The organism is Acinetobacter sp. AOR43_HL, assembly GCF_027854635.1.
Classification (GTDB): Bacteria; Pseudomonadota; Gammaproteobacteria; order Pseudomonadales; family Moraxellaceae; genus Acinetobacter; species Acinetobacter pittii.
This window is the reverse complement of the sequence record NZ_JAKTHX010000035.1, coordinates 35,320-56,746: the sequence shown is the minus strand read 5'-3', so window position 1 is coordinate 56,746 and position 21,427 is coordinate 35,320. Positions and strand designations below refer to the sequence as shown.

The following is a 21,427-nucleotide window of genomic DNA, read 5'->3' as shown; positions in this document are numbered from 1 at the left end:
TCAAATTCATCACTTAAAGCAATCAAATTAATCACAAGTAACTGTTTTTCAACAAGTTTCTATCTGCATCACCGCCGATGGATGTGCATTATAGATGATTAAGATCCCTTTGCAAGGGGTATTTCGGCCTTTTTCAATTGAGTGCCGTTTTTTTCTACTATTTTGCGAAAAAAGTGATATATATGGCTTTTTTTTAGGCATTTTCCCTACCTTTTATTAGTTTTTATATTTAAGAATTTGGGACATTTTTAATTTTCTAAGTCTTTAATAGAGTTTATAGACATATAAAGTTCCTTAATTCAAAAGATTCCAAAGAAATAATAGAGTAAAAACTCTATTCCCAGCTATATTTCTTCTTGCTTTTAACTTACTTCATTTATTATTAATTATGTTTAGATGGTTCCACGTGGAACGCTTAATTGGTTTTGTGATCCAGAAATAAAAAAAGCAGGATTACTCCTGCTTTTTTAATCTATAACTTTTTTATTAGTCAGTGAAAATTACACGTGCAATTGCTTTTTTACCTGATTGAATAATAAAGCTTCCGTTTTCTTTTACAGAGAAGCTTGCATCAACAGCATTCCAGTCAACTTTTACCGCACCACGAGCTACCGCATCTTTTGCCGCAGCTGCATTCGGATTTAGGCCTGCTACACGTAAAATCGTAGCAATAAAGATTTCTCCTCCAAACTCACCAAGTGAAATAGTCACTTCTGGTGTGTCTTCAGGTACTTCACCTTCTGTAATACGGTTACCAGCACTCTTATGGGCATTAGCAGCAGCTTCTGCATCATGGAAGCGTTCAACTAGCTCAAGCGCAAGAATACGTTTTACTTCTTGCGGATTACGACCAGCAGCAATTTCATCTAATAGAGCTTTGATCTCATCAAGAGATTTGAAGCTTAATAAATCGAAATAGCGTTCAATTAAAGAGTCTGGCATTGATAAAACTTTTTGGTACATTGCTCCTGGTGTATCAAATACACCAATATAGTTACCTAAAGATTTAGACATTTTATTTACGCCATCTAGACCTTCTAGAATCGGCACGGTGATACACACTTGAGATTCTTGGCCATAACGGCTTTGTAAAGTACGACCCATAAGTAAGTTAAAGGTCTGGTCTGTACCGCCTAACTCAACGTCAGCTTCAAGCGCAATTGAGTCATAACCTTGAACTAAAGGATATAAAAACTCATGAATTGCAATCGGCTGATGATTGCTATAACGCTTAGTAAAGTCATCACGCTCTAACATACGTGATACGGTTTGCTGACTTGCTAATTGGATAAGGTCAGCAGCAGACTTTTGATTAAACCATTCTGAGTTAAAACGTACTTTTGTTTTATTCGGGTCTAATATCTTGAATACTTGTTCTTGATAAGTTTTAGCGTTGGCTTCTACTTGTTCACGTGACAATGGCGGACGAGTTGCGCTTTTACCAGTTGGGTCACCAATCATTGCTGTATAGTCGCCAATTAAGAAGGTAACTTCATGGCCCAAGTCTTGGAAAGTTTTTAGTTTATTAATAAGAACCGTATGTCCTAAATGTAAATCTGGTGCTGTAGGGTCAAAACCAGCTTTAATTTTAAGAGGGCGATTCTCTTTAAGCTTTTTCAGTAAATCTTCTTCTGAAATAATTTCGTGCGTGCCTCGTTGGATGAGGGCAAGCTGTTCTTCGGCGGGCAAGAAATTTGACATCACAAAACCTAAACACATCAGTTATTCAATTTGTGCGATATACTAACATTTTTTCAGCGTCTTGCAGGGGAAGTTGCATATGAGCGCAATCTATATCGGCGTAATGACTGGCACTAGTATGGATGGTGTAGATATTGTAGCGGCTTCATTTGAGCCACTACAGCTTCATGCCACTCTTACAGTTCCATTCGAACCCGAGTTACGTGATGAGCTTATGGCATTAACTTTACCTGATGACAATGAAATTGACCGCATGGGTAAAGCTGATGTTGCTCTAGCCCAAATGATTGGTCATGGGATTAATACTCTCATTGAAAAGCACCAATTAGACCGTAGCCAAATAAAAGCAATTGGTTCGCATGGACAAACTATTCGTCATCGTCCAGAACATGGCTTTACGTTACAAATTGGTGATCCAAACATTATTACTGAAATCACTCAGATTCCGGTTGTTTCAGATTTCCGTCGTAGAGATATGGCAGCAGGTGGTCAAGGCGCGCCATTAGTTCCAGCTTTCCATCAAGCATTATTTCAACATCCAAGTATTCATCGTGTGATTTTGAATTTGGGTGGTATTGCCAATGTGAGTATGCTGCCGGCCAATAATGCTGACGGCGTATTTGGTTTTGATACAGGTCCTGCAAATATTTTGATGGATGCTTGGTGCCATCGCCATACAGGTCATCCATATGATGAAAATGGTGACTGGGCAGCTTATGGTCATCCTATTCGCTCTTTACTCGATCGTCTCCATGCCCACGAGTATTTTTCTAAAGAACCGCCTAAGAGCACAGGACGTGAAGACTTTAATATTGACTGGTTGGATGATCAGTTAATCGATTGGCGAAATGATTTAACTTATGATGAGTTAGAAGATACCCCTGAAAACATTCAAGCAACCCTATTAAAACTTACTGTGCGTGCCATTCAAAAAGCAATTTATCGTTCTGAGATGGAAACAGGTGAAGTATATGTCTGTGGTGGTGGTGCTTATAACTCTTATTTGTTAGAACAATTACGTTGGCGTTTACGTAAACATAATTGGTCTGTTCAACCTACCGATGTGTTAGGGCTTTCCCCTACTTGGGTCGAGGCTACAGCATTTGCATGGTTAGCAATGCGCTTTGTAGATGGTTTAAGTGGAAATTTGCCAGCAGTCACAGGCGCTTCGGATTTCAGAATCCTAGGTACGATCACGGCAGTATAAAACTATTTATTAATTTGTTTGGTTAGATTCGACCTCATAGCACATTTACTGACCCGAAATGCTGTTATTTAAATGAGCATAAAAACTCATGATAAATGCCGATAAAAATAATTTAAGGCATGTTTGTATGGATCTGACCAAACGTATTCATCAATACACACGCGGGACCTGGACATTCGATGTAATTGATTCAGGCCCTATAGATGGCCCTCTCGTGGTTTTATTACATGGTTTTCCAGAAACTGCCCATAGTTGGGAGCAGACTTCGGAATTATTGCATGAGTATCAATTTAGAACACTTGCGATTCATCAACGTGGTTATAGTTTAAATGCTAGGCCTCAAAGCCGATTTCAATATTCATTGAGTGAACTTGTAGAAGATGTGGCAAGTTTAATTGAACAGCTTGGCCAGCCAGTTTATTTAATTGGGCATGACTGGGGCTCGGCAATCGCTTCAGGCGTTGCTATGAAGTATCCAGAATATATTCAACATCTCACTTTAGTTTCTGTACCTCATCAAGCTGCATTTTTAAAAGCTTGTTTAAGCAGTAGACAACTTTTTAAATCTTATTATTTTGCAATTTTTCAGTTACCGATTCTGCCCGAACTTTTATTTAAAAAGATACCTAAATTGGGTCGTAAGTTTCTAAAGTCATCAGGCATGACTGAACAGCAAATTGCGATATTTGAGGCTGAGTTTATAAAGGAAAATAGATTAACCACGGCGTTGAATTGGTATCGTGGCTTTTTTTGGGACAAACCTCAAAATCCGTTTAAAGCCATAGATGTCCCCACTCTTTTTATTTGGGGTAAACATGATATTGCCGTTACAGAAAAAAGTGCCGACCTAAACTCACATTATTTTAAAAATAGTTATGAAGCAGTTTTTATGGATGCGTCGCATTGGATTCCCTATCAGAATGCGCCTGAACTGGTGCAATACTTTTTAGAATCTGTCCGTAAAAAATAATGATTTGATCAATAAAAAAACCTCTCAAAATAGAGAGGTTTTTTAAATTTTAAAATTCTATTAAATCGAGAATGAAGAACCACAACCACATGTTGTTGTTGCATTCGGGTTTTGTACGATAAAACGCGAACCTTCAAGACCTTCTACATAGTCAACTACTGAACCAATGAGGTATTGGTAGCTAAGTGAGTCAACCAGCATTTTTACATCGCCATTTACGAATTCTGCATCATCTTCATTTACGCTTTCAGCAAAATTAAAGCCATACGAAAACCCTGAACACCCGCCTCCTGTTACATACACACGTAACATGAGATCGTCATTCCCTTCACTATCACGGAGTTGGCGTACCTTATTGGCAGCATTATCTGTCAAAACTAGAGCTTGGGCATTCATGATGATTGTTCCTCGGATTTTGCTGTGCCTTTCAAAATAAAAAAGACCCTATATTGAGTATAGCATAATCAATATAGGGTCTGTCTTCGAAGTTTAAAGCGAATCTTGAGTATTTTTATCAAGATTATTTGTAATTCTCATCCTGTAAGCCACATTCGAAGTTTTTAGCATCTTGCTTGCAACGGAATTGCCATAGTAGTTTCATCATGCGTTTATCGTACACACCGCGTTGTGTAAGGTTAATTCGAGATTCACGCATAAGCTTTTGGTAACCCGGTTTATCGGCTGCTGGGACATCCATCCAGTATTTTTGTGGAATATCAGCTTTCATTTTACCCAAGATGGTAAAAGCACGTGGTAGCTGACCCGAAACCCATTCCCTAGATTTTTGGCCAAAACCAGCTGGGAACTTATCAGGGCGGATAATAATATTTCCTGTGACCTGTAAGATTGGATAATTCACGATCGCACCTTTTGTACCTAAACCTTTTTGTAGTTCCAAAGGTTTAAATGCTGCTGCTGGCGCACCAATAATATCAACTTGATGGTTATTAAATTTCGCACCGAAATTTGTTACGTCAGCACTAACCGCCTGTGCCCCGACCTGCTGAACCATAATTTTTTGTGCTTCATCATAGTCAAGAACAGCAATTTTCTTACCTGCGGCTTTCGCTACCGTATTGATGCTACGGTCATTTACCAAAAGGTAAGCATCACCAACCGGAATAACACCGACAACCTCATAGCGACCATTAACCATATATTTACTAAAAGTCGGACTCGCTAAACCTTGCATCACTTTTACAGCAAGCTTGAGATCAGGAATCGCTCCAATTGCATCTAATGATCCAGTAAATGAGTTAAATTGGCGACCACGCATCCCTGACACGCTAATACCATCACATTTACCCGCTTTAAAATCTTCAGCAATCACGGCTTCATTCTGGTTTACTTTAAGCTCGATATCAGCTCCCCAGTTTTTAGCGGCAAGTTGATAATCCTTCATCAGCGCATAAACGTCGCCATTTTTTCCAACGAAGTCAAAAACACATACTGTTTGTTTAGCCTCGGCTGCAAAAGAAACTGTGGTAAGTCCCATCGCAAGTAATAGCGTTTTGGAAAATTGCATATTCTTTTTCCTTTCCTTGTGGAGTTTTTGTTTTTCGATACCAAGAAATTTCACACCGATCAGGTATGAATCGGATAGGCTTCATATAAAAATCATGTTGGAATATTTGTATAGACCGTATTTGCTTTTATGATTTTATTTCCCTGAAAAATAGATAGCGATTGATCTATCTATTAGCAATTATTTTAATCACTCAAGTCCTTGATCCATTTTTATACCTTCATGTTTCCTTATGAAGTTTTTATCTAAATTTAGCTTAACGTCTTTCTAGTTATCCACAATGGCAGAACTGACAGCGCATATAAAACAAAAAGCCTAGAACTCAGTCTAGGCTTTTTTAGAAAAATTAAGATTATTCACCAGGCATTGAACATTCAAAGTTAGCCTTGTCTACAGAACAACGTGCTTTTTTGAGTACAGACATCATTCCAGCATCGTAAACACCGCGTTTAGTTAAGTCCATACGGCCATCACGCAACATTTTTTGATACTTAAGTTTGTCTTCTGCACTTAAGTTCATTTTGTATTTGCCAGGAATTTGCGCTTCTAAACGGTTGATCATTGCAAAGCTCTTCGGTAACTGTTTAACAAACCAGTCACGAGATTTTTGACCAAAACCAGCTGGGAATTTATCAGAACGTAATACTAGATCTGCTGTAACGTGTAATACAGGGAAGTTCCACATTACACCGTTTGCGCCTAAACCTTTATTTAACTCTAATGGTTTGTAAGCATAAGCAGGTGCACCTACCATATCTACCTGACCATTGTTAAATTTAGCAGCAAAGTTTGAGATATCAGAAAGAACTGCTTGAGCACCTACACGTTGCACCATAATTTTTTGTGCATCGTCATAGCCAAGTACAGCGAATTTTTTACCCGCAGCTTTTTCAACAGAGTTGATGTTTTTGTCGCGTACGAAAATGAATGCTGAACCTAGCGGAGAAATACCAGCAACTTCGTATTTTTTACCACCCATATTCGTGGTCATTTTTGCTGCATTACGCGCATCTAATACATAAGTAATTGCACGTTGAGCGATTTGGTTGTTTGGAACACCACCGAGTGAGTCGATAGATCCTGCGAATTTGTTATATTGGCGTGCACGCATTGCTGTCATTGCTACAGCATCACATTTACCCGCTTTAAAATCATTATCGGCAACAGCCTCGTCCTGACGAGGAACTAAGTTAATTTCAGTACCCCAGCCTTTTGCAGCAAGAGCCCATTCTTCCATCATTTTATATGAGTCGCCTGCTTTTCCTAAGAGGTCGAATACACATACGGTACTCGCTGCTTGCGCTGAAGCAGAAAAACCAACAACAGAAGCGGCAGCCATAGCAAGTACGATTTTTTTCATTTTCTTCATCCTTCCACGGAACAGATTTTTTGTTTGAAGTTTCCTTTCAAACACAGATATTAATCATGTTTTTTAGAAAAAAATAGAGCTTTTACTCAAATATTTTTATCTCATTGAACCATTGTTTGTTGGTTTTAAATTATTTATTAAAAGGAAAAATCGCTAATTTTCCGTAAGTTACTTTTTATATTCACAATTTTCATACCCATATTCAGCTTTGAAATATATGTAGCGTTTTTGTGTTCAAAAAATAAACTACTCTCCATTAAGCGTACATTCAAAATTTGTTCGTTCAACTGTACAGCGGGCGCGCTTTAGCACACTCATCATTGTTGCATCGTATACACCTTGTTTTGTTAAGCTGAGGCGACCTTCACGTAAAATTTTTTGATATTTAGTTTTGTCTTCTGCTGAAAAATTAATTTTAATTTTTGAGGGTACGCCCATTTCTAGCCGTTTTATCATGGCAAAATTCTGAGGTAATTTTTGTATAAACCAAGCACGTGACTTTATACCGAAATCTGTGGGGAACTTATCACTTCGGGCAATTAAATCACCCGTAACGTTAACTACGGGGAAAGTAAACATTGCCCCTTTCACGCCAACCCCTTTACCAATCTCTAAAGGTTTATAAGCATAGGCTGGTGCCGCAATTGCATCGACTTGGCCACTATTAAACTTTTTCACAAAATCGGTAATTTCTGAAGGAATGGGCTGAGCGCCAACGCTTTCCACCATAATTTTTTGTGCTGCGTCATATTGCAAAATAGCAAACTTAGTCCCACGTACTTTTTCAATTGAGTTGAGATTTTTATCCTTCACAAATAAATAAGCTAATCCAATCTGGACAATACCAACGACCTCGTAATTGGTTCCATTTTGTGCAGTCACCATGCGATGTTTATTACGCTTATCTAAAACATAACTAATAGCTTTTTGAGCAATTGCATTACTGGTTACCCCTCCAATCGCATCAATTGAACCTGCAAATTTATTATAATTTCGCGCCCGCATGGAGGTCATATAAGCGGCGTCACACTTACCTTCACGCAGTCTACGGTCAACTAAGCCTTCATCTTGAAATGGAATTAAAGTGATATCTGCTTGCCATTCTTTCGCTGCAAGCGCCCACTCTTCCATCATTTTATAGGACTCACCTGACTTTCCTAATAAATCAAACACACAGACATTTTGTCCTGCATGTACTGTCCCCACAGCACAGCAAAATGCTGCACCAATTATCCCCAATCTTTTTTTCATTTGACTTTCCTTAGTCTAGTTTTATTAGTAGCTCATTAATCAACCAAATTTTAAACAGTTTTTATTTTAGCTATATTTTTTTAAAAGTATTCTATCTTATTCAATATTTTGAAAATTTCGGATGAATAGCGAAAGTTAGGATGTATTGATATATGTAATTATTAATACCTGCTCACTAAAATCCGGAAAGTTTTGTTTTCATCGGCAGTTCTCTTTAAAATACAGCATCCCTAACTCACCTCGATACAATAAGATGATTCAATTTGACCAAGTTTCTTTACGCCGCGGTGGACGTGTTCTATTTCAAAAAGCGTCTATGCAATTACACCCAGGTTGGAAGATTGGTCTAACTGGTGTAAATGGTGCAGGTAAATCGACCTTATTTGCTACATTACTTGGAAGTTTAGGTGCAGATGAAGGTTCACTTACTCGTCCTTCAGGCTGGACCGTGGCACATATGGCGCAAGAAGTAAAAGCCCTAGATATGCCTGCAATTGATTTTGTTCTTTCAGGTGATGAAGAGTTTTGGGATATTCAAAATAAGCTTGCTCAACCAGATCAACTGACTGATTTTGAACTGGCTAAATTGCATGGCCGCTTTGATGAAATTCATGGTTATTCAGCGCCCTCTAAAGCTGCGCAGCTCATGGCAGGTCTTGGCTTTCTAGAAAATCAATTACGTTTGAACGTTGAGAGCTTCTCAGGTGGATGGCGTATGCGTTTAAATTTGGCGCGTACATTGATGAGTCGTTCTGATCTACTCTTACTGGATGAACCAACAAACCACTTAGATTTGGATGCAATTTTGTGGTTAGAAGATTGGCTTAAAGCCTATGAAGGTACACTCATTCTAATTTCGCATGACCGCGACTTTTTAGATGCGATTACAGATCATATTCTTCACATTGAAAATCAAGAACTCACACTTTACACCGGAAACTACTCTACATTTGAAACCACACGTAGTGAACGTCTTGCTCAGCAACAACAAGCTTTTGAGAAGCAACAAGAAACACGCGCTCACTTACAAAAGTTTATTGACCGTTTTAAAGCAAAAGCGACTAAAGCTCGTCAGGCACAAAGTCGTATTAAACAACTTGAGCGCATGCAGCAACTTGCACCAGCCCATGTAGATACGCCGTTTACATTTAGTTTTCGTGAACCGACTAAAATGAGTTCACCTTTGCTGACTTTAGATAATGCCAGCATTGGTTATGGTGATAAGCAAATAGCCGAAAAAATTAGATTACAAATTACACCGAACTCACGTATTGGTTTGCTTGGGATGAACGGCGCAGGTAAGTCAACATTGATTAAGAGCTTGGTTGGTGATTTACCACTCTTGGCAGGTGAACGTAAAGCTTCCGAGCTGCTTAATATCGGTTACTTTGCGCAGCACCAGATGGATGCTTTAGATGGTCACGCTAGCCCAATGCTACAGCTTGCCCGTATAGCAGATAAACAAATTAGTGAAGCCACTCTACGTTCATTCTTAGGTAGTTTTGGCTTTAGTGGTGAACGCATGGATACACCATGTGAAAGCTTTTCTGGTGGAGAACGCGCTCGTTTAGCCCTAGCACTCATTGTATGGCAGCGTCCAAATGTTTTAATTCTCGATGAACCAACAAACCATTTAGATCTTGATATGCGTCATGCACTGAGCATGGCATTACAAGATTTTGAAGGTGCCGTTGTTCTGGTTTCCCACGAACGTCAACTTATTGCAAGTGTATGTGATGAGCTTCTTTTAGTACACGGCGGTAAATGTACTGAGTTCGAGGGTGATTTACAGGACTATGCTAAATGGCTACGTGAAGCACGTCAGCAGCAAATCAATGCTCAGACTGCCGTCGCACAGAATAATTCGTCCTCTGCCGCTCCAGCGCCTGCTAAAGTTGATAAAGAAGCACAGCGTAAAGAAGCAGCTCGCCGTCGTGAACAGACTCGCCCTATTCGTAAAAATATTGAAAAGGTTGAATCACAAATTGAAAAGCTACAACCGCAGCTCGCCAAAATTGAAGAATCCTTAGCAGACACATCTTTATATGATGCTGCACGTAAGGATGATCTACTCAAACTTATGAATGAGCAGACAGAGCTGAAAGCTAAACTTGAGCAACACGAAGAGCAGCTTTTGGAACTCATGATGGAATTAGAAGAAATGGAAGCTTCTTTTGATTAATCCATTTTCTAAAATAAAAAAGCCGATTTCTTAATCGGCTTTTTTATTGATTAATAAGGCGTATAAAAAGCCCCTAATTCATTTAAATTGCTATTTACAGGTAAAGGCCAAACATTGCTTGATAAGCTGTCTGCAATATATAAATCGTATCCGCCTCGACTCCCTGTTTGTCCTGCAAGAGACACCACCATGTAACGCTGATCTAAAGGAGCTGGATCGGAAGTATCATAATTAATATTGTTAAATGGCAAACGTGTAGTTTGTTTATTGGCCATATCATAAATATAGATCTGGTCATGAGGATTTGTTGGGCTATACCAGCGCACATATAAGAACCGACTTCCTTGCCACCATACTGGATAATATGAAGCGATATTGGTCAGCTGTGTATCATAAGCACCCGATTGATCAATACTAAAAATTCTAGAATTATTTCCAGCACCTTTTGCATATAAAATTTGGGTGGTATTCACCATCGGATAAGGCATCGATTCTTCTATATCCCAACCATTTTGAGTCACAGAAGTCATCGTCCGATCCGTCATTTTAATGATTTTTAGATCGCCATTTTGTTTAAAAATAATACGCTGGTTATCTATAAATTTAGGGTCTTCATCGCGCTTATTATTGCCTTGAGTTAAGTTAATAGGTAACTCAGTGCTTCCGACCTTCCATACATATACATCCCATGCATCACCATAATGCTCCCCAGAGTTAACTCCCATAAAAGTTAACCATTTTCCATCTGGAGAAAAATGGCCATTCATCATATGGTTAATTTTCCAATTTGCGCCGAGTAATGTGGTTTGCTGTGTTGTGAAGTTATAAAGATAAAGCCTACTGTCCCATGCCTCATAATCACTATAACGATGAAATACTAATTTTCCATAAAAGGTGGGGGCTATCGCAGCATGCAATTGAAACACACTAGTGACAAAAACAATGCTACCCAATATAAGTTTATAAATCTTTTTCATAATTATATTTCCTATTGTTATTAGAAAGTACCGCATAGAGAATATAACTTCGAATAGTTTAAATGTTAAACAAAATGCTTTTTTCGGATACAAAAAAAGGGCTAATGATGATTAGCCCTTTACCATAAAAAATCAATTATCTAAATTTTTTATGATTTTCATTTCGTATTTTGACTAAATTAATTGCTTCAGTTTTGGCTTGATCTAATTGTCCTTGCTCAACTAAAACAGTTACTTTATCAATTTCGGCAACAAGCTGATCTAAACCAGCTTGGTACTCTTTTACCTTTACATTTTCTGATGGCAAACCTTCGAGTTTATGCGGCAAATATTGCTTAGAAGAAACTGCTGCTTCACGCATTACAACAAGCTGTTTTTTCGCGTTATCAGCATCTTTCGCTTCAGCAAATGCTTTCGTACTCTTAGCTAAAGTTTTCATATTCGTTTCTAGGTCTGCCGCCCAAACAGCAGAACTTCCTAAAAACACACATGAAATTAATAGGCTAGCTAATAATTTTTGACTCATCATTCTCTCCCTAGACTGATTTAGAATCATGTTATGAATTAAGCATCAATATCCGCATTTAAAGCATTCTCTTCAATGAATGCACGACGTGGTTCAACATCATCACCCATTAAGCAAGAGAACATACGATCTGCTTCAATCGCATCATCAATTGTCACCTGCAACATATTACGGTTTTCAGGGTCCATTGTTGTTTCCCACAACTGTTCAGCATTCATCTCTCCAAGACCTTTATAGCGTTGGATCATCATACCGCGGCGTGAATCTTGTAAAATATGTTGCCAAACTTGATGGAAGTTAGCCACTTGAATACGGCGATCACCTTTTTGTAAAAAAGCACCGTCTTCAAGTAAAGTGAACCAACTCTTCGAATTTTTGAGTAAACGTGCATATTCAGCTGAATTCAATAAAGCTGCATCAAGCAAATACGCATGCGGCAGATTATGAACATAGACAGTAATACGCGGCCAATAATGCGCAGATTTTTCACCTTGAGCATTTTCACGCTCAAATGCCTCTAAAGAGATTTCTGGACGTAAACTTGGCTGTAATCTGGTAATGATATCGCGTACCTGATCTGCCCATTGTTGTACATAAGCTTCATCATGGTTTTGATCACTCTTGAATGCTTCTACTTCAAGTAAAGCATCCAGTAAGCTAGCTGGATAACGTAAAGTTAAGCGCTGTAAGCTCTTTTGTGAAACTTGATAGTCTTGAATCACTTTCGCCAGTGCTTCACCAGTAATTGCAGGTGCTTCAGCATTGGTATGTAGAGATAGCTCATCAATTGCATTTGAGATGAGATAAGTTTCCAACGCATCATTATCTTTGATGTATTGTTCTTGCTTACCTTTCTTCAATTTATACAAAGGTGGCTGAGCAATATAAATATGACCACGCTCAACCAACTCCGGCATTTGACGGAAGAAGAACGTTAACAACAAGGTACGGATGTGCGAACCATCGACGTCGGCATCGGTCATGATAATGATTTTATGATAGCGAAGCTTATCAGGGTTATATTCTTCACGACCAATACCACAGCCAAGTGCAGTGATTAAAGTACCCACTTCCTGACTAGAAATCATTTTGTCAAAGCGTGCACGTTCAACGTTCAGGATTTTACCTTTCAATGGTAAAATAGCCTGCATTTTACGATTACGACCTTGTTTAGCACTACCACCAGCAGAGTCACCCTCGACTAGATATAATTCAGAAAGTGCTGGGTCTTTTTCCTGACAATCTGCCAATTTACCTGGTAAACCTGCAATATCAAGTGCACTTTTACGACGTGTCATTTCACGCGCCTTACGTGCAGCATCACGTGCACGCGCAGCATCAATAATTTTACCGGCAATTGATTTTGCAGCTTGCGGGTTTTCAAGTAAGTAAGCAGAGAACTCTTTGTTCATTGCTTGCTCAACCGCTGGTTTTACTTCACTCGATACTAGTTTTTCTTTAGTTTGAGAAGAGAACTTCGGATCAGGTACCTTTACCGAAATAATCGCGGTTAAACCTTCACGGGCATCATCGCCTGTCACATTGACTTTTTCTTTCTTGAGAATATTTTCATTTTCAAGATATTGGTTAAGACCACGCGTTAAAGCCGCACGGAAACCTGCTAAATGAGTACCGCCATCCTTTTGAGGAATATTGTTGGTAAAACAACGCACGTTTTCTTGATAACTTTCATTCCACTGCAATGCAACTTCTACACCGATACCGTTTTCTGTATCCGCGGTGAAATGGAAAATCTCGTTTAGATGAGTTTTACCTTCGTTAATGTATTTTACAAACTCAGATAAACCACCTTCGTAGTCATACACATGCTCAAGGTTAATACGTTCATCACGTAAAACAATACGCACGCCCGCGTTTAAAAATGAAAGCTCTCGTAAACGACGCGCTAAAATTTCAACGTTAAAAATAGTTTGACTAAAAGTTAGTTCACTTGGCCAAAAACGTACAGTTGTACCACTGCTATCCGTTTCACCAATCACACGTAATGGATATTGCGGATCACCGTGGTGATACTCTTGTTCGTGCACTTGGCCAGCGCGATTAATAATTAAATGCAATTTACTTGAAAGCGCATTTACAACTGAAACGCCTACGCCGTGCAAACCACCTGAAACTTTATAGCTGTTATCGTCGAACTTACCGCCTGCGTGCAAGATCGTAAGAATTACTTCCGCTGCAGACACCCCTTCTTCAGGGTGGATATCGGTTGGAATACCACGGCCATTATCAGAAACACTTACCGATTCATCTTCGTGAATCGTGACAATAATTTCGTCACAATGCCCAGCTAAAGCTTCATCGATTGCGTTATCGACAACCTCGAATACCATATGGTGTAAACCGGTACCGTCGTCTGTATCCCCAATATACATACCCGGACGTTTACGAACTGCATCTAATCCACGTAATACTTTAATACTAGAGGAATCATAAGCCTTTTCATTGGTTTGTTCTGTTTGAGAGGCTGATTGAGACTCTGAACTCATGGTTTCTCCCTAGCAAATATAGGTTTATTCAAAGATGGGTAACATCAAAAAATTATGGTGAAGCAAGACTAACTTGACCGGATTCAACATTGAATAATTGATATGAAATAGACAGATCATGTAAGTGTTTTTTTACCGATGCATGATCTAAAGTTGTCATAAAAACCTGGCTACCAAGTTGGCTTAATCGTTCAATTAAACGTTGTTGTGCGGTTAAGTCTAATTCTGCTGTCAGATCATCTAATAATACCACAGTTTCCTTATTACTCGCATGTAACATTGCAATTTGTGACAGTTTTAAGGCAATAATCAAGAGTTTTTTCTGACCTCTTGATAAAATTACATCAGCATGTCCAAACGGGGTTTTTAAGCGCAAATCTGCACGATGTGGGCCATATTCGGTATAGCGTCGTTCGATGTCTTTTTGGTGTTGATCCAGCAAGTCTTGCATGAGTCCCTGCTCTGTATGAAAACCGGGACTATATTCCAGTTCAATCTCTAGATCAGGTAGCAATTGACTTAAATCATTTTGAAAAAAGACATTCCATTGTTCCACAATACTTAAACGCTGAGAGTGTAAAATTTCACCATAATCACTCAACATTTTATTCCACGGCTCTAAATCCGCTAGAGAAATATTCCGTCTGGTTTTAAGTAAAGTATTACGCTGCTTTAATGCACGAGAATAATATTGCCAAGCAAAATAAAACTCAGGTTCCACGTGGAACATCAGCCAATCTAAAAGCTGGCGCCGAGGTTTCGCCCCATGGTCAATAATATCTGTACTTTGTGGATCAATATGCTGCAAAGGAAGCAGTTTAGCGAGTTGTCCTTGTGTAGCCACTGTATCGCCATTGACCTTCATCAACTGCTCACCAGAGGCCAACTTTTGCATGCCAATTTTTTCAGTTGCAGATTGCGCGAAAACAATCGCATCTTCAGCAGAGTATTGAATATAATTTTTAGGTATGTGGGTGCGGAACGACCGCCCTGTTGCAAGCAAATGGATTGCTTCCAGTATTGAAGTTTTTCCTGAACCGTTAGCGCCATAAAATACATTAAACGGTTGCAACCCTTGGAGTGCAACCGTTTTTAAATTACGCACACGTTCAATATTTAAACGCGTAAGATGCATATTAGATAGCCAGATTATACACGCATCGGCATAACGACATAGGTTTGATCAGGATGTGCCGGATCTTGAACCAATACAGATTGGTTTGCCTCAGTCATGCTCATATTTACATCATCACCATCAAGCACACCTAAAACATCCAGCAAATATTGCGCATTAAATGACATTTCAAGCGGTATGTTTTGATACTGAATCGCTAAATCTTCAATCGCTTCGTCTTGTTCAGGGTTATTTGCACGTAACTGTAAAGAATCTTGATTAAAATTCAAGAAAACACCACGTAACTTCTCATTACTCAAAATTGCGACGCGTTGTAATGATTGTTTAAACACATCATGGCTAATTAATACATGTTTATCGCCACCACGTGGAATTACACGACGATAATCAGGGAATTTTCCATCAATCAACTTTGTAGTAAAGCGAACAGTGATATCGCCCTGCTCTTTGTCACGGCTTGGCGTATTAATTGTGACATTTAACAATTCACGACCAATCAGCAACGTTAATTGTTCATCTTCAATGCTAAGTAAACGCTGTAATTCACCAACAGCTTTACGAGGTACAATGGCTTGAACCAATTGAGATGATGTAGAAGAAGCAGTAATTTCACATAGTGCTAAACGGTGACCATCTGTTGTTACTGCACGCAATTGATTTTCATCAATTTCTAATAAAGTACCCGTTAAATAGAAACGTACATCTTGTACAGCCATAGCAAAAGCCGTTTTTTCAAATAAACGCTTTAACTCACGTTGAGTGACCTGTACTTGTGTACCTTGACTATTTTCAGTGGTCAATAATGGATAATCTTCTGCCGGTAAAGTACCTAATACAAAACGACTATTACCAGATTTTAAAATACATCTTTGATCTTCAGTAATTTGTAAGTCAATCAATGCAGCTGTAGGCAATGATTTACAAATTTCCATCAACTTACGAGCAGGAACAGTTGTTTCACCTGCTTCAATGCATGCCCCTTCTGTTAAAACAGTACTGGCAACCAGCTCAACTTCTAAATCAGAACCGGTAATGGTGAGTGCCTGAGCATTAGTCTGAATTTTGACGTTTGAAAGAATATTCAATGTATGACGACGTTCTACCGCACCGACAACATGCGATAAAACATTGAGTAAGCTTTCTTTAGCGATTTTCAAACGCACGATTCATTCCTCTAGCAACTTGGAGCAAATATTTCATTTTTTAGCTGTGTACTATGCTGCACTTACGTAGACTTTGCAACAACGTCTTATCATTTCATTAACTCTGGAGTAGACGTAATAGATTTTTATAATCTTCGTCAAAAATCGGATCTTCTTCACGTAGACTTACTACTTTTTCGCAAGCATGCATGACTGTACTGTGGTCACGTCCACCAAAAGCCATTCCAATTTCGGGAAAACTATCACCAGTTAACTCACGAGCAAGTCCCATTGCTAACTGACGTGGTCGCGCATAGATTCGAGTCCGCTTTGGTCCTACCAATTCTTTTAAAGGAATACGGAAATATTCACTAACTACACGTTGGATATTTTCTACACTAATTGTACGTGCACGGATTGCCAACACATCTTTTAAAGACTCGCGGACAACATCAAGATCAATTGGTGCACCTTTAAAACGAGAAATTGCGACGACTTTATTGAGTGCGCCTTCAAGTTCACGTACGTTGGCAACTACTTGTTGTGCAATAAATAATGCACAATTTCGAGGTAAATCAACGCCGCTATTTTCGGCTTTTTTCAATAGAATTTCGATACGAGTTTCAATATCTGGCGGTTCAACGCCTACTGAAAGACCCCAAGAAAAGCGAGAAACCAAACGCGGGTCTAACTCGGTCAATTCTTTTGGATAACGATCTGAAGTTAAAATAATCTGTTTAGATTCATCAAGTAATGCATTGAATGTATAGAAGAATTCAACCAAACTTGCTTCTTTACCTGCTAAAAGATGAATATCATCGACCAACAATAAATCTAAAGAACGGCAATTTTTCTTAAATTCTTCAACTTTGCCTTTTTGCAAAGAACTTACAAAATCCTGAACGAAGCTCTCAGAGGTCATATACATCACCCGTGCATTAGGCTTGGCTTGCAATAAAGCATTACCAACTGCCTGCATCAAGTGAGTCTTACCCAATCCTGTCGGACCATATAAGAATAAAGGGTTATGCTGTGAAGCACCTAATTGTGTTAATACCTTTCTACATGTTTCAGCAGCCATCTGGTTCGAACGGCCTTCAACAAATAAAGAAAAAGTAAATTGGGGGTTTAATAGTTTCTTTTTCGGTGTTTTTGGGTTCACTACACTATTAGTAGTAGGTGAACTGGAAATAGAATCTGGTTCTTTTTTTACTTTAATACTTTGTTGGGGCGCAGTTTGCAAAGCAGCAGTTGTAGTTGCTGGCTGCTCACCTGATGACAAAATACTACCAGGACGAGAATCAACTAAAATCTCAACCTGACGTACTCGCCCTTCTGATAACTGTTCGGCCAATATAGAAATTAATTCTAAATGGTTCTCTTGAATGTAACGCGTCCAATAAGGATTAGGTGCATAAAGACGCAGTGTCCCTTCTACTTCTTCAGCAACTAATGGGCGAATCCACATCGCAAAGACGTTATCAGAGAGCTCTTGTCGCAAGCGAGTTAAGCAGTCTGTCCAAAGCATGTGTATCCCCTATTTCTGCGTTTTTAAATTCAAATAATCTAAAGATTAACCCTTCCTGATGAGAAGGGGTCGCCATTCTAACCAAGTTATCCACATCTGTCATGACGATTTCAGTTGATTTTGTCTAAAAAGAAATCTCTTGTGAATAAATTTAAATTCAAAATGGCTTGTGTATAACTTTTTGCACAACCTGTGGATAAATTAACACATAAACTTATCCACAATCCATAAATATAGTAAAAACAGAGTTATCAACAACTCAAATATATGTTTTTTAAATTTAAAAGTGCGAAATCCACAGAAAAAGTTATCCCTAATAAGAATAAATTTAAATTTCTAAATTTGAATTTATTTAATAGGGTGGAGAGCTTTTGTGGATAACTGCAAAATATGAATTTAAATTCAAATACAGCAAATCCAAACCAAGATGGTATCTTGTTTTGTTGATAAATATGTATATAAGGTGTGTATATATTAAAAGTTCTAATAAAAATAGACAATTACTTTGTGTATAACTTTTAAAGCTATATATTGCACTGAATTATGACCGTGATAAAAAGAAGAGAAGAGATTAAAAATTTGGGTTAAATACAAAACTTTCTTGGTTTTTCATTGACAGCGTAAACATTGCACAATAAAATCGCGGACCTTTATAGAAAGATCATTTTTGGGAGTTTCAATATGAAACGTACTTTCCAACCATCTGAATTAAAGCGTAAACGCGTTCATGGTTTCCGTGCTCGTATGGCAACTAAAGCTGGTCGTCAAGTATTAGCTCGTCGTCGTGCAAAAGGTCGTCATAGCTTAACTGTTTAATACTGTTACGCTGACCAGACTTGGGTGTGATGACACTTTACAGTTTTAGCACAGACGTGCGAATACGCTGTGCTGCAGATTATAAAAGTGTATTTGATGGTGCGCTTTTTAAAGTGCATCAACCCCATTTTTTATTTCTTGCAAAATTAACCGAACAGCCTAAAAGCCGTTTGGGTATTGTTGTTGCTAAGAAAAAAGTGCGCCGAGCGCATGAAAGAAATCGAATAAAACGTCTTGCTCGTGAGAGCTTTCGTCTACATCAGCCGAATTTTGGATCAGACATAGATGTTGTGGTGATGCCGAAAGTTGGTATAGAAACGATTACGAATGCTGAGCTATATCAACAATTAGACTTTGCTTGGCAAAAATTACAGCGCTTAGCAAAAAAACATTCTAAAGTTGGCACAACCTCGCAGAATTAAGAGATAGCCAATGGTCCGTTTTCTACGTTGGTTGATTCGACTGTATCAAATTGCGATTAGTCCGCTTCTTGGACCCCGTTGTCGTTATATCCCGACTTGTTCCCAATATGCGATAGAAGCATTGCAAACTCATGGTGCGATAAAAGGCGTTTGGTTATCTTCTAAACGGATATGTCGTTGTCATCCGTGGGGAGGATCTGGATATGATCCGGTACCGCCAAAAGCAATTCGTTTTATTTCGTTTCATCAAATAGATTCTCAAACGCATCATGTTGCTGTACCCTTTCGTGATCGTTTACTGAAGCAAAATCTCTCTAACCATTTGGGGTAATAGATATGCAACAATGGGCCAGGTTTGCAATTCTCGGGGCCATGTTTGTCACCGCATATTTGCTCATTTTGGCTTGGCAAAAAGATTATGGAAATGCTGCAACTGCTCCGCAACAACAAGCGGCAGCTGTAAGTTCGCATGAAATATCTGCTGATTTGCCAAATGCTAAAAATGCAACAGTGGCTTCCGATGTGCCACAAGCAAATATTGCGCAGTCACAAACCACAGATGCAACTGCACCTGTGAATCAACAGCTTATTTCAGTACAAACTGACCTTTACCATATTTGGATCAATCCAAAAGGTGGTGATATTGTTCGTATTGAATTACTCTCACACGACAAAAGCAAAGACAGCGATCAACCTTTTGTTATGCTTGAAAATGATGCCAAGCGTACATATGTTGCTCAATCTGGCTTAATTGGTTTGAATGGACCAGATAGTAGTCGTGGTGGTCGTCCATTATATGCTGTTGAAAAGACATCATATACTTTGGCTGATGCTAAAGGTGTACAGGACCAAAAGGGTCAATCTGAAAAAGTTTTAAACGTTCCGATGGTATTTAAAACACCTGAAGGCGTTGAAATTATTAAAACTTTTACCTTTACTCAAGGTCAATATCCAATTGTTGTAAAACATCAAGTCATTAACCGTAGCCAACAAAGCTGGCAAGGTCAGATGTTTGGACAATTAAAGCGCGATAATTCTGAAGATCCAGGTAAATCTTCTCAAGGTATTTTCACTCTAGGAACTTTCTTAGGTGGAGCTTGGGGAACGCCTGATGCACATTACAACAAGCTTAAATTTGCTAATTTCTCAGAAGAAAAAGTAAATACTGAAGCGAAAGGTGGATGGGTTGCGATTGTTCAGCATTATTTTGTAAGTGCTTGGATTCCTGGAAACCTTAAGCTGACTCAAGCTAATGGTCAGCCTTATGTAGCTAAGCTTGAATCTCGTCAATCTGCTGATCACATGAATATCATTGGTTTTACCTCACCAGTGATTAATGTTCCGGCAGGCACTTCAATGGAAGTGGATGCAAAACTTTATTCAGGTCCGAAAGTACAATCTGAATTAAAAGATTTAGCTGTTGGTTTAAATCAGACTGTTGATTATGGTTGGTTATGGCCGATTGCTAAACTCTTGTTCTTAGGTCTTCAATTCTTCCATAGCATTGTGGGCAACTGGGGATGGTCAATCATCTTGCTTACCATTATGGTGAAGATGATCTTGTGGCCTTTATCTTCAAAAAGTTATCGTTCTATGGCGAAAATGCGTGTGATTGCACCAGAAATGCAACGCATGAAAGAAGAGTTCGGTGAAGACCGTATGCGCTTCTCGCAAGAAATGATGGCTTTATACAAGCGTGAACAAGTAAATCCACTTTCAGGTTGTTTACCATTGTTGCTACAAATGCCAATTTTCCTTGCTTTGTACTGGGTACTCATGGAAAGTGTGGAATTACGTCACGCACCATGGTTAGGTTGGATTCAGGACTTGTCAGCAATGGATCCTTGGTTCATCTTGCCGTTAATCATGGGTGCTACCATGTTTGCACAGCAAATGTTGAACCCGCAACCCGCTGATCCAATGCAGGCAAAAGTGTTCCGCATTATGCCGATCATGTTCACGGTATTTATGTTGTTCTTCCCTGCCGGTCTTGTACTGTACTGGATTGTGAACAACAGTATTACTATTTTACAGCAGTCGTTTATTAATAAGAGCGTTGAGAAAAGTCGTATCAATAAGACTGAATCAGCTTCTTAATCGTTGAACTTTTGCTGAATAAATCCGCTTAAGATGGTAATCTTAGGCGGATTTTTCTTTGGCTGGATTTTA

General features: G+C 38.8%; 18 protein-coding genes. 7 read left to right on the top strand and 11 right to left on the bottom strand.

Going from position 1 to position 21,427, the window contains the following annotated elements; all coding sequences use genetic code 11:
• Window positions 1-486 precede the first annotated feature (486 nt).
• Window positions 487-1,719, bottom strand: coding sequence for a tyrosine--tRNA ligase (tyrS, locus tag MKL33_RS17825; RefSeq protein WP_002115433.1), 1,233 nt, complete (start codon window positions 1,717-1,719; stop codon window positions 487-489).
• 61 nt (window positions 1,720-1,780) lie between these two features.
• Here tyrS and MKL33_RS17820 point away from each other — a divergent pair, with 61 nt between their 5' ends.
• On the top strand, window positions 1,781-2,908 hold the full coding sequence (locus MKL33_RS17820; RefSeq protein WP_086260980.1) for an anhydro-N-acetylmuramic acid kinase: 1,128 nt from the start codon (window positions 1,781-1,783) through the stop codon (window positions 2,906-2,908).
• Window positions 2,909-3,035: 127 nt separating this feature from the next.
• Window positions 3,036-3,878: an alpha/beta fold hydrolase gene (locus MKL33_RS17815; RefSeq protein ID WP_130119974.1), complete on the top strand. Its 843-nt coding sequence runs from the start codon at window positions 3,036-3,038 to the stop codon at window positions 3,876-3,878.
• A gap of 60 nt (window positions 3,879-3,938) precedes the next feature.
• Here MKL33_RS17815 and erpA read toward each other — a convergent pair whose 3' ends face one another.
• The 4 genes from erpA to MKL33_RS17795 form a co-directional block, all read right to left on the bottom strand.
• On the bottom strand, window positions 3,939-4,274 hold the full coding sequence (erpA, locus tag MKL33_RS17810; protein ID WP_002115421.1) for an iron-sulfur cluster insertion protein ErpA: 336 nt from the start codon (window positions 4,272-4,274) through the stop codon (window positions 3,939-3,941).
• 124 nt (window positions 4,275-4,398) lie between these two features.
• On the bottom strand, window positions 4,399-5,403 hold the full coding sequence (locus tag MKL33_RS17805) for a putative solute-binding protein (RefSeq protein WP_005804873.1): 1,005 nt from the start codon (window positions 5,401-5,403) through the stop codon (window positions 4,399-4,401).
• Window positions 5,404-5,755: 352 nt separating this feature from the next.
• Entirely contained in the window at window positions 5,756-6,763 is a 1,008-nt protein-coding gene (locus MKL33_RS17800) for a putative solute-binding protein (protein WP_002115480.1), read from the bottom strand.
• Between the two features lie 255 nt (window positions 6,764-7,018).
• Window positions 7,019-8,023, bottom strand: coding sequence for a putative solute-binding protein (locus MKL33_RS17795; RefSeq protein ID WP_270907458.1), 1,005 nt, complete (start codon window positions 8,021-8,023; stop codon window positions 7,019-7,021).
• Between the two features lie 253 nt (window positions 8,024-8,276).
• On the opposite strand from MKL33_RS17795, the gene MKL33_RS17790 reads away from it, so the two are divergent.
• The gene (locus MKL33_RS17790; protein ID WP_270907457.1) at window positions 8,277-10,205 is read left to right on the top strand and encodes an ATP-binding cassette domain-containing protein; all 1,929 of its coding nucleotides are present in this window, start codon (window positions 8,277-8,279) and stop codon (window positions 10,203-10,205) included.
• Window positions 10,206-10,255: 50 nt separating this feature from the next.
• On the opposite strand, the gene MKL33_RS17785 is transcribed toward MKL33_RS17790, so the two are convergent.
• The 6 genes from MKL33_RS17785 to dnaA all read right to left on the bottom strand — a co-directional run bounded on the left by MKL33_RS17785 (window position 10,256) and on the right by dnaA (window position 18,020).
• Window positions 10,256-11,182, bottom strand: coding sequence for a hypothetical protein (locus tag MKL33_RS17785; RefSeq protein ID WP_151302192.1), 927 nt, complete (start codon window positions 11,180-11,182; stop codon window positions 10,256-10,258).
• 136 nt (window positions 11,183-11,318) lie between these two features.
• A complete protein-coding gene (gene cybC, locus MKL33_RS17780) occupies window positions 11,319-11,711 on the bottom strand; it encodes a cytochrome b562 (RefSeq protein ID WP_023187717.1) in 393 nt (130 codons plus the stop codon).
• A gap of 35 nt (window positions 11,712-11,746) precedes the next feature.
• On the bottom strand, window positions 11,747-14,215 hold the full coding sequence (gene gyrB / locus MKL33_RS17775) for a DNA topoisomerase (ATP-hydrolyzing) subunit B (RefSeq protein WP_002115497.1): 2,469 nt from the start codon (window positions 14,213-14,215) through the stop codon (window positions 11,747-11,749).
• A gap of 52 nt (window positions 14,216-14,267) precedes the next feature.
• On the bottom strand, window positions 14,268-15,350 hold the full coding sequence (gene recF / locus MKL33_RS17770; RefSeq protein WP_270907456.1) for a DNA replication/repair protein RecF: 1,083 nt from the start codon (window positions 15,348-15,350) through the stop codon (window positions 14,268-14,270).
• Between the two features lie 14 nt (window positions 15,351-15,364).
• Window positions 15,365-16,513: a DNA polymerase III subunit beta gene (gene dnaN / locus MKL33_RS17765; RefSeq protein WP_002115478.1), complete on the bottom strand. Its 1,149-nt coding sequence runs from the start codon at window positions 16,511-16,513 to the stop codon at window positions 15,365-15,367.
• A 97-nt stretch (window positions 16,514-16,610) separates the two neighbouring features.
• The gene (gene dnaA, locus MKL33_RS17760; protein WP_002115442.1) at window positions 16,611-18,020 is read right to left on the bottom strand and encodes a chromosomal replication initiator protein DnaA; all 1,410 of its coding nucleotides are present in this window, start codon (window positions 18,018-18,020) and stop codon (window positions 16,611-16,613) included.
• Between the two features lie 681 nt (window positions 18,021-18,701).
• Here dnaA and rpmH point away from each other — a divergent pair.
• The 4 genes from rpmH to yidC are packed head-to-tail and all read left to right on the top strand — an operon-like array spanning window position 18,702 to window position 21,355.
• On the top strand, window positions 18,702-18,836 hold the full coding sequence (rpmH, locus tag MKL33_RS17755; RefSeq protein WP_000831329.1) for a 50S ribosomal protein L34: 135 nt from the start codon (window positions 18,702-18,704) through the stop codon (window positions 18,834-18,836).
• A 29-nt stretch (window positions 18,837-18,865) separates the two neighbouring features.
• On the top strand, window positions 18,866-19,258 hold the full coding sequence (gene rnpA / locus MKL33_RS17750) for a ribonuclease P protein component (protein ID WP_005063921.1): 393 nt from the start codon (window positions 18,866-18,868) through the stop codon (window positions 19,256-19,258).
• A 10-nt stretch (window positions 19,259-19,268) separates the two neighbouring features.
• The gene (yidD, locus tag MKL33_RS17745) at window positions 19,269-19,589 is read left to right on the top strand and encodes a membrane protein insertion efficiency factor YidD (RefSeq protein WP_003656027.1); all 321 of its coding nucleotides are present in this window, start codon (window positions 19,269-19,271) and stop codon (window positions 19,587-19,589) included.
• A 5-nt stretch (window positions 19,590-19,594) separates the two neighbouring features.
• Window positions 19,595-21,355: a membrane protein insertase YidC gene (gene yidC / locus MKL33_RS17740; RefSeq protein ID WP_270907455.1), complete on the top strand. Its 1,761-nt coding sequence runs from the start codon at window positions 19,595-19,597 to the stop codon at window positions 21,353-21,355.
• Window positions 21,356-21,427: the final 72 nt, after the last annotated feature.